Raw genomic sequence first — 14,812 nt, forward strand, 5'->3', positions numbered from 1 at the left:
AGGTCGCCGAGCTGTACTCGTCCTCGAAGGCGATCCTGAAGGAGGCCGGGTACGTCGGCGCGGGCACGGTGGAGTTCCTGGTTGGCCTGGACGGCACGATCTCCTTCCTGGAGGTCAACACCCGTCTGCAGGTGGAGCACCCGGTCACCGAGGAGATCGCCGGGATCGACCTGGTGCGGGAGATGTTCCGCATCGCCGACGGTGAGGAACTCGGCTACGGCGACCCGGTCCTGCGCGGGCACTCCTTCGAGTTCCGCATCAACGGCGAGGACCCCGGCCGAGGCTTCCTCCCCGCCCCCGGCACCGTCACGACCTTCGCCCCGCCGTCCGGTCCGGGTGTCCGCCTGGACGCCGGTGTCGAGTCCGGCAGCGTGATCGGCCCGGCCTGGGACTCCCTGCTCGCCAAGCTCATCGTCACCGGCGCCACCCGCGAACAGGCCCTCCAGCGCGCCGCCCGCGCCCTGGCCGAGTTCCAGGTCGAGGGCATGGCCACCGCCATCCCCTTCCACCGCGCCGTCGTCACCGACCCGGCGTTCGCACCGGAGCTGACCGGCAGCGAGGACCCCTTCACGGTCCACACCCGCTGGATCGAGACCGAGTTCGTCAACGAGATCCCGGCCTTCGCCGCCCCGGCCGACACCGAGGCCGAGGACGACAAGGACCGCGAGACCATCGTGGTCGAGGTCGGCGGCAAGCGCCTTGAGGTCTCCCTCCCGTCCTCCCTCGGCATGACCCTGGCCCGCACCGGCCTCGCCGCAGGGGCCAAGCCCAAGCGCCGGGCCTCGAAGAAGTCGGGCCCGGCCGCCTCCGGCGACACCCTCGCCTCCCCCATGCAGGGCACCATCGTCAAGGTCGCCGTCGAGGAAGGCCAAGAGGTCAAGGAGGGCGACCTCATCGTCGTACTCGAAGCCATGAAGATGGAACAGCCCCTCAACGCGCACAAGTCCGGCACCATCAAGGGCCTGTCCGCCGAGGTCGGCGCCTCCCTCACCTCCGGCGCCCCCATCTGCGAGATCAAGGACTGAGCCGTACGGCATCCCGGGGCGCCCGGCGGACTGAGCGATCAGCCCGCCGGGCGCTTCCTTGCTCGGCGTCCGGCATGCTGGACCCACGCAACAAGTGAAGGAAGGGCAGGTGAGCCCCATGGCCCAGCCGCCGGCCGGTCTGCGCGCGGACGCCCGCCGCAACTATGAGCGCCTGCTCACCGAGGCCCGCTCCGCCTTCGCCGAGCACGGCACGGACGCGTCGCTGGAGGATGTGGCGCGGCGGGCGGGCGTGGGGATCGGCACGCTGTACCGGCACTTCCCCAACCGCGACGCCCTGCTGAGCGCCGTCTTCGAGGGCACGGCCGCCGATCTGCTGGCCCGCTCCCGCGAACTCCTGCAAGCCCCGGAGCCCTGCGCGGCCCTGGTGACCTGGCTGCGCGAGATGGTCACCCACGCCGGCGAGTACCGGGGTCTGGCCCACGCTCTGATGTCCGCCTCGGACAACAACTCCTCGGCACTGGGCCGGTGCAGCGGCCCGATCAGGGAGGCGGGCGGGGCGCTGCTGGCGAGGGCCCAGGGGGCGGGCGCGGTCCGCCCCGACGTGGAGATCAACGATCTCCTCCAGCTGACCCACGCGATCGCGTTGGCGGCGGAGGAGACGCCGGGGGATCCGGATGTGGCGGACAGGCTGCTGAACCTGACGCTGAGGGGACTGCGGGCCGGTTAGGGGCGCGGGGCTCTATCCATATACGGCTCAGCGCCGCCGCATGTCCGCGACCCGGGCCCGCTCCCGCTCGGCCCCTTGTTCCATCGGCACCGGCGCGGCAGGCCTCAGCCCCGGCCCGCCTCCCGGCGCCTGCCCACGGCGGGGTCCCGGCAGCGCACGCTGCTGACGTCGCGCCGGGACCTCGTCACCCCCCGGTGCGCCACTCGCCCCGGCCACGGCGATCTGCACTCCCTGATCGGCGAGGGCCTGCAACTCGGTGTGGGCACGGTCGTCATGGGACGGCGGGTCGTCGGTGACGAGCCGGGTGATGACGTCCGTGGGCACCGTCTGGAACATCGTGTCGGTGCCGAGCTTGGTGTGGTCGGCGAGGACGACGACCTCCGAGGCGGCCTGCACCAGCGCCCGGTCGACGGACGCGGAGAGCATGTTGGACGTGGACAGTCCGCGCTCGGCGGTGAGCCCGCTCCCGGAGAGGAAGGCCCGGGACACCCGCAGCCCTTGCAGTGACTGCTCGGCACCGCTGCCCACCAGGGCGTAGTTCGACCCGCGGAGCGTGCCGCCGGTCATGACGACCTCGACCCGGTTGGCATGGGCCAACGCCTGTGCCACAAGGAGGGAGTTGGTGACGACGGTCAGTCCGGGCACGCGCGCGAGCCGGCGGGCCAGCTCCTGCGTGGTGGTCCCCGCTCCGACGACGATCGCCTCGCCCTCCTCCACGAAGTTCGCGGCGAGGTCGGCGATGGCCGTCTTCTCGGCGGTCGCGAGATGTGACTTCTGCGGAAAGCCGGACTCCCGCGTGAACCCGCCCGGCAATACCGCACCGCCATGCCGGCGGTCGAGGAGTCCTTCTGCCTCCAGTGCGCGCACGTCCCGCCGTACGGTCACTTCGGAGGTCTGGACGACGCGGGCGAGCTCACGGAGCGACACGGCCCCGTTCGCTCGCACCATTTCGAGGATCAATTGGCGACGTTCTGCAGCGAACACGAAACTGACAGTAACCCCAACGACCGTCTGGTTTCAGCAGTTTGCGCCGAATAACAGAAGTTGTTCGTACGCAGGGGCGAGAAGTGGTATAGGGCCTAGTCCCGCCGCCTATGCCGTACGCATGCTCGACAACTCCGTGTGACCAGCGAGGAGTCACATCCGGCCGCCGGACGGACTCTAGAGTTCACCACCGGACTTCCGCGTGTGCAACTGCCGTGCCACCTCGGCGATCGAGCCCGAAAGAGAGGGGTACACGGTGAAGGCGTTCGCGATCTGTTCGACCGTCAGATTGTTGTCGACCGCGATCGAGATCGGGTGGATCAGTTCCGAGGCGCGCGGGGAGACGACCACACCGCCGACCACGATGCCGGTGCCGGGGCGGCAGAAGATCTTGACGAAGCCGTCGCGGATGCCCTGCATCTTGGCGCGCGGGTTGCGCAGCAGCGGCAGCTTGACGACCCGGGCGTCGATCTTGCCGGCGTCCACGTCGGCCTGGGAGTAGCCCACGGTGGCGATCTCGGGGTCGGTGAAGACGTTCGACGAGACCGTCTTGAGGTTCAGCGGGGCCACGGCATCGCCCAGGAAGTGGTACATGGCGATACGTCCCTGCATGGCGGCGACCGACGCGAGGGCGAAGACGCCGGTCACGTCACCGGCGGCGTACACGCCGGGCGCGGTCGTCCTGGAGACCTTGTCGGTCCAGATGTGCCCGGACTCGCGCAGCTTGACGCCGGCCTCCTCCAGGCCCATGCCCTCGGAGTTCGGGATGGCACCGACGGCCATGAGGCAGTGGCTGCCGCTGATGACCCGCCCGTCGGCGAGGGTGACCTCGACCCGGTCGCCGACCCGCTTGGCGGCGGCGGCGCGCGAGCGGGCCATGACGTTCATGCCGCGACGCCGGAAGACGTCCTCCAGGACGGCCGCGGCGTCCGGGTCCTCGCCCGGCAGCACACGGTCCCGGGACGAGACCAGGGTGACCCGGGAGCCGAGGGCCTGGTAGGCGCCGGCGAACTCGGCACCGGTGACACCGGAGCCGACCACGATGAGCTCCTCGGGCAGCTCGTCGAGGTCGTAGACCTGGGTCCAGTTCAGGATGCGCTCGCCGTCGGGCTGGGCGTCGGGCAGCTCGCGCGGGTGACCGCCGGTGGCAATGAGGACGGCGTCCGCGGTGAGGGTCTCCTCGGTGCCGTCGGCGGCCCGGACGACGACCTTGCGCGAACCGTCGAGGCCCTGCATGCCCTCGAGACGGCCACGGCCGCGCATGACCCGGGCGCCCGCGCGTGTGACGGAGGCGGTGATGTCATGGGACTGGGCGAGCGCGAGCCGCTTCACACGCCGGTTGACCTTGCCCAGGTCGACGCCCACGACACGGGCGGGCGTGTCGATGTGCGGGGTGTCGTCGGCGACGATGATGCCCAGCTCCTCGTAGGAGGAGTCGAAGGTCGTCATCACCTCGGCCGTGGCGATCAGGGTCTTCGACGGTACGCAGTCGGTGAGCACCGACGCCCCGCCCAGACCGTCGCAGTCGACGACGGTCACCTCCGCGCCGAGTTGAGCGGCGACCAGCGCCGCTTCATATCCGCCGGGTCCGCCACCGATGATCACGATCCGAGTCACGTACTCCATTGTCCCGCACGCCCCACCGTGCCACCGCCTGGGGGCCCGCCCGAGACACCACCGTTACGGGAGGGGCGGAGGATTCACCTGCCGTACCCTCTCCCCATGTCGCTCTACGCCGCGTACGCCGGCAATCTCGACGCGCGGCTGATGACCCGCCGCGCCCCCCACTCGCCGCTGCGCGCCACCGGCTGGCTGAATGGATGGCGGCTGACGTTCGGCGGCGAGCAGCTCGGCTGGGAGGGCGCGCTGGCCACGCTGGTCGAGGACCCGATGGAGCAGGTCTTCGTCGCGCTCTACGACATCGCGCCGATGGACCAGGACTCGCTCGACCGGTGGGAGGGCGTGGGGCTCGGGATATACCGCCGGCTGCGGGTGCGGGTGCACACGCTGGAGGGCGAGGAGCCCGCGTGGGCGTATGTGCTGAACGCCTACGAGGGCGGGTTGCCGTCGGCGCGCTATCTGGGCGAGATCGCGGACGCGGCGGAGTCGGCGGGGGCGCCGCACGACTATGTGATGGAGCTGCGCAAGCGGCCCTGCTGAGGCTCATGGGTCCCGCCCATCCCTACAGCCCCCGCGTTCACAGGTTTCGTTGGAAACGACAAGACAACGATCGCCATCCCGTGAGCTCTGTCATCTACGCGCGTAGGCCCAAACCGGCTACCCTCAGTCGCGTGAACGCATCTCTTCTTCCGGACGACATCCAGGGCGACCCCCACGCCGCCGCCGACGCCGCCGCCTCGCGCCTGCGCGAGATCACCGGCGCCGAGACCCACGACGTCGCCCTCGTGATGGGCTCCGGCTGGGCTCCGGCCGTGGACGCCCTCGGCGCACCCGAGGCCGAGTTCCAGGTCACCGAACTGCCCGGGTTCCCCCCGCCGGCGGTGGAAGGGCACGGCGGCAAGGTCCGCTCGTACCGGATCGGTGACAAGCGCGCGCTCGTCTTCCTGGGGCGCACCCACTACTACGAGGGCCGTGGCGTGGCCGCTGTCGCGCACGGTGTGCGTACCGCGGTGGCCGCCGGCTGCAAGACCGTGGTCCTCACCAACGGCTGCGGGGGGTTGCGCGAGGGTATGCGTCCCGGCCAGCCGGTCCTGATCAGTGACCACATCAACCTCACGGCGACGTCGCCGATCGTCGGGGCGAACTTCGTCGATCTGACGGATCTGTACTCGCCGCGGCTGCGGGCGCTGTGCAAGGAGATCGACTCCACGTTGGAGGAGGGGGTCTACGCGCAGTTCCCCGGGCCGCACTACGAGACGCCTGCCGAGATTCGGATGGCTCGGGTGATCGGGGCGGATCTGGTAGGGATGTCGACCGTGCTCGAAGCGATCGCCGCGCGGGAGGCGGGGGCCGAGGTGCTGGGGATTTCTCTGGTGACCAATCTCGCCGCGGGGATGACGGGTGAGCCTCTCAATCATGAGGAGGTTCTGCAGGCGGGGCGGGACAGTGCGACTCGGATGGGTTCGCTGTTGGCGCAGGTGTTGGGGCGGCTGTAGGCGGTTTTTTCTCGCCCCCGCCGCCCCTACCCGTCCCATCCTGGGGCTCCGCCCCAGACCCCGCTCCTCAAACGCCGGAGGGGCTGAGTTTTCAGCCCGTCCGGCGTTTGAGGACGAGGCCCGTTCAGGGCCGAAGCGGGGGTCCGGGGGCGGCAGCCCCCGGGGACGGGACGGGTAGGGGCGGCGGGGGCGAAGAAATGTCTGGGCCGTGTCCCCCATCCGCCCCGCACCACACACACGAGAGGCAGACCGACGTGCACGACGACCTCATCGCCCGGGCCGAGGCATGGCTCGCCGAGGACCCCGACCCGGAGACCCGCGACGAACTCGCCGGCCTCATCGAGGCCGCGGACCTCGAAGAGCTCGCCGCACGCTTCAGCGGCACCCTCCAGTTCGGCACCGCGGGCCTGCGCGGCGAACTCGGCGCCGGCCCCATGCGCATGAACCGAGGCGTCGTCATCCGCGCCGCCGCCGGCCTCGCCGCGTACCTCAAGAAGCAGGGCCGGGCGGACGGCCTCGTCGTCATCGGCTACGACGCCCGCCACAAGTCGGAGGACTTCGCCCGCGACACGGCCGCCGTGATGGTCGGCGCCGGACTGCGCGCCGCCGTGCTGCCGCGACCGCTCCCCACGCCCGTCCTCGCCTACGCCATAAGGCACCTCGGCGCGGTCGCCGGCGTCGAAGTCACCGCCAGCCACAACCCGCCCCGCGACAACGGCTACAAGGTGTACCTCGGCGACGGTTCCCAGATCGTCCCGCCCGCGGACACGGAGATCGCCGCCGAGATCGACGCCGTACGGTCCCTCAACGACGTGCCCCGCCCGGAGTCCGGCTGGGACACCCTCGACGACGCCGTCCTCGACGCCTACCTCGCCCGCACCGACGCCGTCCTCGCCCCCGACTCCCCGCGCACCGCCCGTACCGTCTACACGGCGATGCACGGCGTCGGCAAGGACGTCCTCCTCGCCGCCTTCGAGCGGGCCGGCTTCCCCGCCCCCGTCCTCGTCGCCGAGCAGGCCGAACCCGACCCGGAGTTCCCCACCGTCGCCTTCCCCAACCCGGAAGAGCCCGGCGCGATGGACCTGGCCTTCGCCAAGGCCCGCGAGACCGACCCCGACCTCATCATCGCCAACGACCCCGACGCCGACCGCTGCGCCGTGGCCGTGAAGGAGGACGGGGAGTGGCGGATGCTTCGGGGGGACGAGGTCGGTGCGCTGCTCGCCGCCCATCTCGTCGGGCGCGGAGCGCGTGGCACCTTCGCCGAGTCGATCGTCTCCTCCTCGCTCCTCGGGCGTATCGCCGAGAAGGCGAACCTCCCTTACGAGGAGACCCTCACCGGGTTCAAGTGGATCGCCCGGGTCGACGGGCTGCGCTACGGCTATGAGGAAGCCCTCGGTTACTGCGTCGACCCCGACGGCGTACGCGACAAGGACGGCATCACCGCCGCCCTGCTGATCACCGAGCTCGCCTCCGTCCTCAAGGCCGAGGGCCGCACGCTGCTCGATCTGCTCGACGATCTCGCCGTGGAACACGGTCTGCACGCCACGGACCAGCTCTCGGTCCGGGTCGAGGATCTGTCGGTGATCGCGAACGCGATGCGGAAGCTGCGGGAGCAGCCGCCGACCGCGCTCGCCGGTCTCGCGATCATCCGTGCCGAGGACCTCACGAAGGGCACCGCCACGCTCCCGCCCACCGACGGGCTGCGGTACACCCTCGACGGTGCCCGCGTCATCGTCCGCCCCAGCGGCACGGAGCCCAAGCTGAAGTGCTACCTGGAGGTGGTCGTCCCCGTCGCGGCGCACGCCGGTCTCCCTGCCGCCCGCGCCGAGGCGGCCGGTCTGCTGGCGACGATCAAGCGGGACCTGTCGGCCGCGGCGGGCATCTGAGCCGTAGCGAGCGAAGCGTATGAGTCGGCTCCGAAAGGGTGCCCCCGCCCGGGGGCACCCTTTCGGGTGTTTTCCCCACGGCGATTGACGCGCGCTCCCCGTCCGGCCCCGTCCCGCGGGCAACGGTGGACGGGAAGCGCACCGCCGATCCGCCTGGAGCCGTGCCGTGTCCACGACGACCGCATCCCGGCCGCCCCCCGCCCCAACCAGCGCCGCCCCGCGCTCCCGCCCCGCCCTGCGTCACGCGGCCCCCGCCCTCCTCGCCTATCTCGCCGTACGCGGCACCGGCCTGCTGGTGCTCACCGTCTGGGCGCACCGCCGGCACCACGGCGTCTGGCCGCTGCTGGCGACGCGATGGGACGCCGACTGGTATCTCGGTATCGCCGACCACGGCTACGCCCATGAACTGGGCACCGCCTACAACGCCAACAACCTCGCCTTCTTCCCGCTCCACCCGCTCCTGGTCAGGGCGGTCGCGACGGTCACCCCGGGCAGCCGTGCCAGTACCGGACTCGCCCTCGCCGTCCTCGCCTCCCTCGCCGCCGCGTGGGGTGTCTTCGCGGTCGGGGACCGGCTGTACGGCCGTAGGGCCGGGGTACTCCTCACCGTCCTGTGGGCCGCGCTCCCGGTCGGCATGGTGCAGTGGATGGGCTACACCGAGTCCCTGTTCACGGCGCTCGCGGCCTGGTCGCTGTACTCCGCGCTCACCGGCCGTCTCCTCACCGCGGCCTGGCTCGCCGCGCTCGCGGGCCTCACCCGCCCCACCGGCGTCGCGGTGGCGGCCGCGGTCACCGTGGCGGCCCTGCTCGCCCTGCGCCGCCGGCCGAGTCCGCGTACCTTCGCGGCCGTCCTGATCGCGCCGCTCGGCTGGTGCGGATACGTCGGCTGGGTGGGCCTGCGCGTGGGGCGCTGGGACGGCTACTTCGCCGTACAGCGGCTGTGGCACAACGAGTGGGACGGTGGGCGTGAAACCCTGCGGGTGATACGGCAGTTGCTGGGGCGCGACCCGACGCCGGAGCTGTTCCTGGTGCTGGTGACGTTCATCGTGATCGCGTCGGTGGTGCTGTTCGGGGTGGGCGTGTGGGACCGGCAGCCGGCGGTGCTGCTGGTCTTCGCGGGCGTGCTTCTGGTGATCGTCCTCGGCAGTGGCGGCGTCTACTTCCCGCGTGCCCGGTTCCTGCTGCCCGCCTTCCCGCTCCTGCTCCCGCTCGCCCTGCGGCTGTCCCGTGCCTCCCGGCGCCGTCGCACGGCGGCGGTCGTGGTGGCGGTGGCCGGCTCCGCTTACTGGGGGGCGTACATGGCGCTGGTGTGGGCGAAGGCGCCCTGAGCGGCCCGCGGGGTCGCTCAGCCGATCGCCAGCAGGATCACCAGCAGCACCGCGCCCGCGACGATCGGCCCCGCCACCTCATAGGCCCAGCGCACGGTCACCTCGCCCTGCGCGGACTCCGCCTGCTCCCGATGCTCCAGCAGCTGGCGCAGATCGTCGATGACCTTGTCGGTCTCGGCGCGCGTCGGCCCGCCCGCGTCCACGTCCTCACGCGGCGCCCCGAATCCGAGCCCGCCGCCGCGACGCGCCCCGCGCGAGGCGCCACCGCGCTCCGCGGCCGCCGCCCGTGCCGTGCGCCGCGCCGCCTTCTTCCGGGCCCGCAGCGAGACCGGGACGGCCCAGAGCTGGAACTTGGTGCCGGACTTGGTGACGACCTCGTTCGAGTAGCTGGAGCGCAGCGCGGCGATCTGCCCCCACGGCAGCACGATCACGCGGAGCGGGTTGCGGATGCGCAGTCGCTCCTCGTTGGCGTACACGGCCGGGCGCAGGGTGAAGGCGGACACCAGCGGGACGATGAGGATCAGCGCGGCGAGGGCGAGCCACTGGGTGCGGCCCTCTCCGCGCAGCAGGGCGTCGACGCCGAGCCAGAGGGTGATGGCGAGCAGTGCGACGCCGCCGACGATGCCCATGGGCGAGCGGTACACCCGGTCCTTCGACGTGGGGTCCGGGGTGGGGGACGGGTGTTCGGGGGTCGTCATGCGCCCGATTGTGCCTCACGCGTGCGGGGAGTGTTCGATCGCCCGATCACTGCGGGAGGTGGCCTCCGTTCGCGAGTGCGGTCCCCGGGTGGCTGGTCGCGCCCACGCTGCGGAGCCGCAAATCGATACAGCCCCGCGCCCCTGGGTGGGCCCTCCCCCGTGTCAGACAGATCCGCCCCCTCGGGGTGTACAGCCGCTACGCGCGTAGATATGCTCGTCTGGTGACCATGCCCACCAATGCATCTGCCGCAGCTCACGCACTCACGGACGTCGCCGCGTCCGACAGCACGCTGCGCCGCTTCCTTCACGGGCTGCCGGGCGTCGACGCGGTCGGCCTGGAGGGGCGGGCCGCGTCCCTCGGTACCCGTTCCATCAAGACGACCGCCAAGGCGTACGCCATCGACCTCGCCATCTCGATGGTCGACCTGACGACGCTGGAAGGCGCGGACACCCCGGGCAAGGTCCGGGCGCTCGGCGCCAAGGCGGTCCACCCCGACCCGACCGACCGGACGACGCCGCCGACGGCCGCCGTCTGCGTCTATCCCGACATGGTGGCCACCGCCAAGGAGGCCGTCGCCGGGTCGACCGTGAAGGTCGCCTCCGTCGCCACCGCCTTCCCCGCGGGCCGCGCGCCCATCGCCGTGAAGCTGGCGGACGTCCGTGAGGCCGTCTCCGCCGGTGCCGACGAGATCGACATGGTCATCGACCGCGGGGCGTTCCTCGCCGGGAACTACATGAAGGTGTACGACGAGATCGTCGCCGTGAAGGAGGCCTGCGGGGCGGCCCGCCTCAAGGTCATCTTCGAGACGGGCGAGCTGTCGACGTACGACAACATCCGGCGGGCCAGCTGGCTCGGCATGCTGGGCGGCGCCGACTTCATCAAGACGTCGACCGGCAAGGTCGCGGTGAACGCCACCCCCGCGAACACCCTCCTTATGCTGGAAGCGGTGCGGGACTTCCGTGCCCAGACCGGCATCCAGGTCGGTGTGAAGCCGGCCGGCGGGATCAGGACGACCAAGGACGCCGTCAAGTTCCTCGTGCTTGTCAACGAGACCGCGGGCGAGGACTGGCTCGACAACCACTGGTTCCGCTTCGGCGCCTCCTCGCTTCTGAACGACCTGCTGATGCAGCGGCAGAAGCTGGCCACCGGCCGCTACTCCGGCCCCGACTACGTGACGGTGGACTGAGACCCCATGAACATGGAAAACCTGTCTTCGGTATTCGCATACGCACCGGCCCCCGAGTCCCGCTCGATCGTCGACATCGCGCCGTCGTACGGCCTCTTCATCGACGGCGAGTTCACGGAGGCGGCCGACGGCAAGGTCTTCAAGACCGTCTCGCCGTCCACCGAGGAGGTCCTCGCCGAGATCGCCCAGGCGGGCGAGGCGGACGTGGACCGTGCCGTGAAGGCCGCCCGCAAGGCGTTCGAGAAGTGGTCGGCGCTGCCGGGCTCCGAACGCGCGAAGTACCTCTTCCGCATCGCCCGGATCATCCAGGAGCGGGCCCGTGAGCTCGCCGTGCTCGAAACCCTGGACAACGGCAAGCCGATCAAGGAGACCCGCGACGCGGACCTCCCCCTGGTCGCCGCGCACTTCTTCTACTACGCGGGCTGGGCCGACAAGCTCGACCACGCCGGCTTCGGCGCCGACCCGCGTCCGCTGGGCGTCGCCGGCCAGGTCATCCCCTGGAACTTCCCGCTGCTGATGCTGGCGTGGAAGATCGCCCCGGCGCTGGCGACCGGCAACACGGTCGTGCTGAAGCCCGCCGAGACGACCCCCCTCTCCGCGCTTTTCTTCGCGGACATCTGCCGCCAGGCCGGTCTGCCCAAGGGCGTCGTCAACATCCTTCCCGGATACGGCGACGCGGGCGCCGCGGTCGTCGCGCACCCGGACGTCAACAAGGTCGCCTTCACCGGTTCCACGGCCGTCGGCAAGGAGATCGCCCGCACGGTCGCAGGCACCCGCAAGAAGGTCACCCTGGAGCTCGGCGGCAAGGGCGCCAACATCGTCTTCGACGACGCCCCGATCGACCAGGCCGTCGAGGGCATCGTCAACGGCATCTTCTTCAACCAGGGCCAGGTCTGCTGCGCCGGCAGCCGCCTGCTGGTCCAGGAGTCGATCCAGGACGAGCTGCTGGACTCCCTCAAGCGCCGCCTGTCGACCCTGCGTCTCGGCGACCCGTTGGACAAGAACACCGACATCGGCGCGATCAACTCCGAGGAGCAGCTCACCCGCATCACCTCGCTCGTCGAGCAGGGCGAGGCGGAGGGCGCCGAGCGCTGGTCGCCGGCCTGTGACATCCCGGAGAGCGGCTACTGGTTCGCCCCGACGCTGTTCACGAACGTCACCCAGGCGCACCGCATCGCCCGCGACGAGATCTTCGGCCCGGTGCTGTCGGTACTGACGTTCCGTACGCCGGACGAGGCCGTGGCCAAGGCCAACAACACGCCGTACGGCCTGTCGGCGGGCATCTGGACCGAGAAGGGGTCGAGGATCCTCGCCGTGGCGAACAAGCTCCGGGCCGGTGTCGTCTGGTCCAACACGTTCAACAAGTTCGACCCGACCTCGCCGTTCGGCGGTTACAAGGAGTCGGGCTTCGGCCGCGAGGGCGGCCGCCACGGCCTGGAGGCGTACCTCGATGTCTGATGCGACCCGACTCTCCGTCTTCAAGACCTACAAGCTTTACGTGGGCGGGAAGTTCCCGCGTTCCGAGAGCGGCCGGGTGTATGAGGTGACCGACTCCAAGGGCAAGTGGCTCGCGAACGCGCCCCTCTCCTCCCGCAAGGACGCCCGTGACGCCGTGGTCGCCGCGCGCAAGGCGTTCGGCGGCTGGTCCGGCGCGACGGCGTACAACCGCGGTCAGATCCTCTACCGCGTCGCCGAGATGCTGGAGGGCCGTCGCGAGCAGTACGTCCGTGAGGTCGCCGACGCCGAGGGCCTGTCGAAGTCGAAGGCGGCGGCGCAGGTCGACGCGGCGATCGACCGCTGGGTCTGGTACGCGGGCTGGACGGACAAGATCGCCCAGGTCGTGGGCGGCGGCAACCCGGTCGCGGGCCCGTACTTCAACCTCTCCTCGCCCGAGCCGACCGGTGTGGTGGCCGTCCTGGCCCCGCAGGAGTCGTCCTTCCTGGGCCTGGTCTCCGTCCTCGCCCCGGTGATCGCGACGGGCAACACGGCGATCGTGGTGGCGTCGGAGAAGTCCCCGCTGCCCGCCCTGTCGCTGGGCGAGGTCCTGGCCACCTCCGACCTCCCCGGCGGTGTGGTCAACGTCCTCTCCGGCCGTACGGCGGAGATCGCGACGCCGCTCGCCGCGCACCAGGATGTCAACGCGATCGACCTCGCGGGCGCCGACGACGTCCTGGCGAAGGAGCTGGAGATCGCCGCGGCGGACAACCTCAAGCGCGTGCTGCGTCCACAGCCTGTGGATTACGCGGTCACCCCGGGCATCGACCGCATGACGGCGTTCCTGGAGACGAAGACGGTCTGGCACCCGACGGGGTCGCTGGGCGCGTCGGGCTCTTCGTACTAGTCGGGATCGTCGTACTAGGAGCACCGCCCCGATACGGAAGCCCCGGCCCACCTCCGTCCAGGAGGGCCGGGGCTTCTCCCCTGTGCGTGGGCCTCAGATCCCGAGGCGCTGCCCGATCCCGTCGAGCACACAGTCGAGGCCGAAGGTGAACTCCCAGGCCCGGTCGTCCTTGCGGTTCGCGGTGAGGGCGTACTTCTCGAAGACCGGGTAGCGGCCGGTGCCGATCAGATAGCGCATCTGCGGGGCCAGCGCCTCCCGCGTCTCGTCGCCGCTCGTCCAGCCGTTGCGTTCCTGGTAGTCCCGCATGGCGATCTCGGCCTGGGCCGCGCCGTGCACGAAGGAGGTGACGGCCCGGAGGGCGGCCATCACCGAGTCGGCGTCCAGATCGTGGGCGTCGAGCGCGGACAACCCCCGTTCGGCCACCGCCATCCGGGACGGGGTGAGCAGGACGACCGAGGTGGGCATGAGCGCCATCCACGGGTGGGCGAGCATCAGCTCCCGGGTCCGCAGGGCGTAGGAGCGCAGCACCTCCCGCCAGTCCCCGGCATCGTCGGGCACGGCGAGGTCCCGGGACACCCGGTCGATCATGAGCGCCCAGAGGTCGTCCTTGCCGGACACATGCCGGTAGGCGGCCATGGGGGTGACCCCGAGCTTGGTGGCGAGACGGCGCATGGTGACGGCGGCGCCGCCCTCCTCTTCGGCGATCTCGACCGCGGCGGCGGCGATCCGCTCCAGGGTCAGGGACGCACGCGGGACCGGGGCGGGCTGCTCCATGCGCTCCCAGAGCGAGGGTTCCGCGACCTCGCCCCCCTCTTCCTTCGCGACCGCCATGGCCGGCCTCCTCTCGGTCGTTGCGTGTACAGCGTATCGCCAGTAGACGCCGTACACATGGATGTGTACGTTGTAATCACGGAGATACGCCGTACACATTCGCACTCGGACTCAAGGGAGACCCATGTCCACCCCACCCGCCGAACCCCTCCGCGTCGCCGTCCTCGTCGGCTCGACCCGCGAGGGGCGTTTCGCGCCCGTCGTGACGAAGTGGCTGGCCGGGCAGCTCGACCAGCGCGACGACCTGCGGGGCGATGTCGTCGACCTGGCGGAGACGCCGCTGCCGACGGTGTTCCCGGCGTTCGGCCAGCAGCCGCCGCCCGGCACCGAGGAGCAGCTGGCGCTGGTCTCGCCACGGCTCGCGGCGGCCGACGCCTTCGTCCTCGTCACGCCCGAGTACAACCACAGCTTCCCTGCGTCCCTGAAGAACGCGATCGACTGGCACAACGAGCAGTGGCACGGCAAGCCGGTCGCCTTCGTCTCGTACGGCGGCCGGTCCGGCGGGCTGCGTGCCGTGGAGCAACTGCGGGTCGTCATGGCCGAGCTGAACGCGACGACCATCCGCAACACCGTCAGCTTCCATGACGCGTGGAGCCGCTTCGACGCGGACGGCACCTGCACGGACCCGGCCGCCGACACGGCCGCGAAGGCACTGTTCGACCAGCTCGCCTGGTGGGGTCACGCACTGCGCGACGCCAGGTCCGTCCGCCGCTACGTCGCCTGACCACC

General features: G+C 71.1%; 14 protein-coding genes. 10 read left to right on the plus strand and 4 right to left on the minus strand.

Annotated features, from left to right (window positions below):
• Both IE325_RS25245 and IE325_RS25250 read left to right on the plus strand, forming a co-directional pair.
• On the plus strand, positions 1-1,025 hold a 1,025-nt coding region (locus tag IE325_RS25245; RefSeq protein WP_190072341.1), incomplete at its 5' end, for an ATP-binding protein.
• 118 nt (positions 1,026-1,143) lie between these two features.
• A complete protein-coding gene (locus IE325_RS25250) occupies positions 1,144-1,713 on the plus strand; it encodes a TetR/AcrR family transcriptional regulator (protein WP_190072342.1) in 570 nt (189 codons plus the stop codon).
• Between the two features lie 27 nt (positions 1,714-1,740).
• On the opposite strand, the gene IE325_RS25255 is transcribed toward IE325_RS25250, so the two are convergent.
• Both IE325_RS25255 and IE325_RS25260 read right to left on the minus strand, forming a co-directional pair.
• Positions 1,741-2,697 (minus strand): DeoR/GlpR family DNA-binding transcription regulator, encoded by a 957-nt coding sequence (locus tag IE325_RS25255; protein ID WP_190072343.1) that lies wholly within the window; start codon positions 2,695-2,697, stop codon positions 1,741-1,743.
• A gap of 177 nt (positions 2,698-2,874) precedes the next feature.
• On the minus strand, positions 2,875-4,323 hold the full coding sequence (locus IE325_RS25260) for an NAD(P)H-quinone dehydrogenase (RefSeq protein WP_190072344.1): 1,449 nt from the start codon (positions 4,321-4,323) through the stop codon (positions 2,875-2,877).
• A gap of 96 nt (positions 4,324-4,419) precedes the next feature.
• On the opposite strand from IE325_RS25260, the gene IE325_RS25265 reads away from it, so the two are divergent.
• From IE325_RS25265 to IE325_RS25280, 4 genes are all read left to right on the plus strand, one after another.
• A complete protein-coding gene (locus IE325_RS25265) occupies positions 4,420-4,857 on the plus strand; it encodes a gamma-glutamylcyclotransferase family protein (RefSeq protein WP_190072345.1) in 438 nt (145 codons plus the stop codon).
• A 131-nt stretch (positions 4,858-4,988) separates the two neighbouring features.
• Positions 4,989-5,813, plus strand: coding sequence for a purine-nucleoside phosphorylase (locus tag IE325_RS25270; RefSeq protein ID WP_190072346.1), 825 nt, complete (start codon positions 4,989-4,991; stop codon positions 5,811-5,813).
• Positions 5,814-6,067: 254 nt separating this feature from the next.
• Positions 6,068-7,699 (plus strand): phospho-sugar mutase, encoded by a 1,632-nt coding sequence (locus tag IE325_RS25275; protein ID WP_190072347.1) that lies wholly within the window; start codon positions 6,068-6,070, stop codon positions 7,697-7,699.
• Positions 7,700-7,865: 166 nt separating this feature from the next.
• Positions 7,866-9,026 carry a putative hexosyltransferase gene (locus IE325_RS25280; protein ID WP_190072348.1) on the plus strand — a complete coding sequence of 387 codons (1,161 nt, stop codon included), beginning with the start codon at positions 7,866-7,868 and terminating at the stop codon, positions 9,024-9,026.
• A 17-nt stretch (positions 9,027-9,043) separates the two neighbouring features.
• On the opposite strand, the gene IE325_RS25285 is transcribed toward IE325_RS25280, so the two are convergent.
• The gene (locus tag IE325_RS25285; protein ID WP_190072349.1) at positions 9,044-9,724 is read right to left on the minus strand and encodes a PH domain-containing protein; all 681 of its coding nucleotides are present in this window, start codon (positions 9,722-9,724) and stop codon (positions 9,044-9,046) included.
• Positions 9,725-9,951: 227 nt separating this feature from the next.
• On the opposite strand from IE325_RS25285, the gene deoC reads away from it, so the two are divergent.
• Genes deoC through IE325_RS25300 form a run of 3 tightly spaced genes read left to right on the plus strand, consistent with a single transcriptional unit; the run spans position 9,952 to position 13,252 of the window.
• Positions 9,952-10,911, plus strand: a complete 960-nt coding sequence (gene deoC / locus IE325_RS25290) for a deoxyribose-phosphate aldolase (protein ID WP_190072589.1) — start codon at positions 9,952-9,954, stop codon at positions 10,909-10,911.
• A 21-nt stretch (positions 10,912-10,932) separates the two neighbouring features.
• Positions 10,933-12,369 (plus strand): aldehyde dehydrogenase family protein, encoded by a 1,437-nt coding sequence (locus IE325_RS25295; RefSeq protein ID WP_190072590.1) that lies wholly within the window; start codon positions 10,933-10,935, stop codon positions 12,367-12,369.
• Complete coding sequence (locus IE325_RS25300; RefSeq protein WP_190072350.1) at positions 12,362-13,252, plus strand: aldehyde dehydrogenase family protein; 891 nt, start codon at positions 12,362-12,364, stop codon at positions 13,250-13,252. Before IE325_RS25295 ends, IE325_RS25300 begins: the two co-directional genes overlap by 8 nt.
• Before the next feature lie 93 nt (positions 13,253-13,345).
• On the opposite strand, the gene IE325_RS25305 is transcribed toward IE325_RS25300, so the two are convergent.
• Positions 13,346-14,083 carry a TetR/AcrR family transcriptional regulator C-terminal domain-containing protein gene (locus tag IE325_RS25305; protein ID WP_190072351.1) on the minus strand — a complete coding sequence of 246 codons (738 nt, stop codon included), beginning with the start codon at positions 14,081-14,083 and terminating at the stop codon, positions 13,346-13,348.
• Between the two features lie 124 nt (positions 14,084-14,207).
• On the opposite strand from IE325_RS25305, the gene IE325_RS25310 reads away from it, so the two are divergent.
• Entirely contained in the window at positions 14,208-14,807 is a 600-nt protein-coding gene (locus tag IE325_RS25310) for an NADPH-dependent FMN reductase (RefSeq protein ID WP_190072352.1), read from the plus strand.
• Positions 14,808-14,812 lie beyond the last annotated feature (5 nt).

Origin of the sequence: Streptomyces lanatus, assembly GCF_014655715.1 — a bacterium.
Lineage (GTDB): Bacteria > Actinomycetota > Actinomycetes > Streptomycetales > Streptomycetaceae > Streptomyces > Streptomyces lanatus.

What these genes read in the sequence shown, in the direction of transcription:
- IE325_RS25250 (WP_190072342.1), top strand. Translation starts at nt 1,144, where the DNA reads ATGGCCCAGCCGCCGGCCGGTCTGCGCGCGGACGCCCGCCGCAACTAT.
- IE325_RS25300 (WP_190072350.1), top strand. Translation starts at nt 12,362, where the DNA reads ATGTCTGATGCGACCCGACTCTCCGTCTTCAAGACCTACAAGCTTTAC.
- IE325_RS25285 (WP_190072349.1), bottom strand. Translation starts at nt 9,724, where the DNA reads ATGACGACCCCCGAACACCCGTCCCCCACCCCGGACCCCACGTCGAAG.
- IE325_RS25305 (WP_190072351.1), bottom strand. Translation starts at nt 14,083, where the DNA reads ATGGCGGTCGCGAAGGAAGAGGGGGGCGAGGTCGCGGAACCCTCGCTC.
- deoC (WP_190072589.1), top strand. Translation starts at nt 9,952, where the DNA reads ATGCCCACCAATGCATCTGCCGCAGCTCACGCACTCACGGACGTCGCC.
- IE325_RS25265 (WP_190072345.1), top strand. Translation starts at nt 4,420, where the DNA reads ATGTCGCTCTACGCCGCGTACGCCGGCAATCTCGACGCGCGGCTGATG.
- IE325_RS25260 (WP_190072344.1), bottom strand. Translation starts at nt 4,323, where the DNA reads ATGGAGTACGTGACTCGGATCGTGATCATCGGTGGCGGACCCGGCGGA.
- IE325_RS25310 (WP_190072352.1), top strand. Translation starts at nt 14,208, where the DNA reads ATGTCCACCCCACCCGCCGAACCCCTCCGCGTCGCCGTCCTCGTCGGC.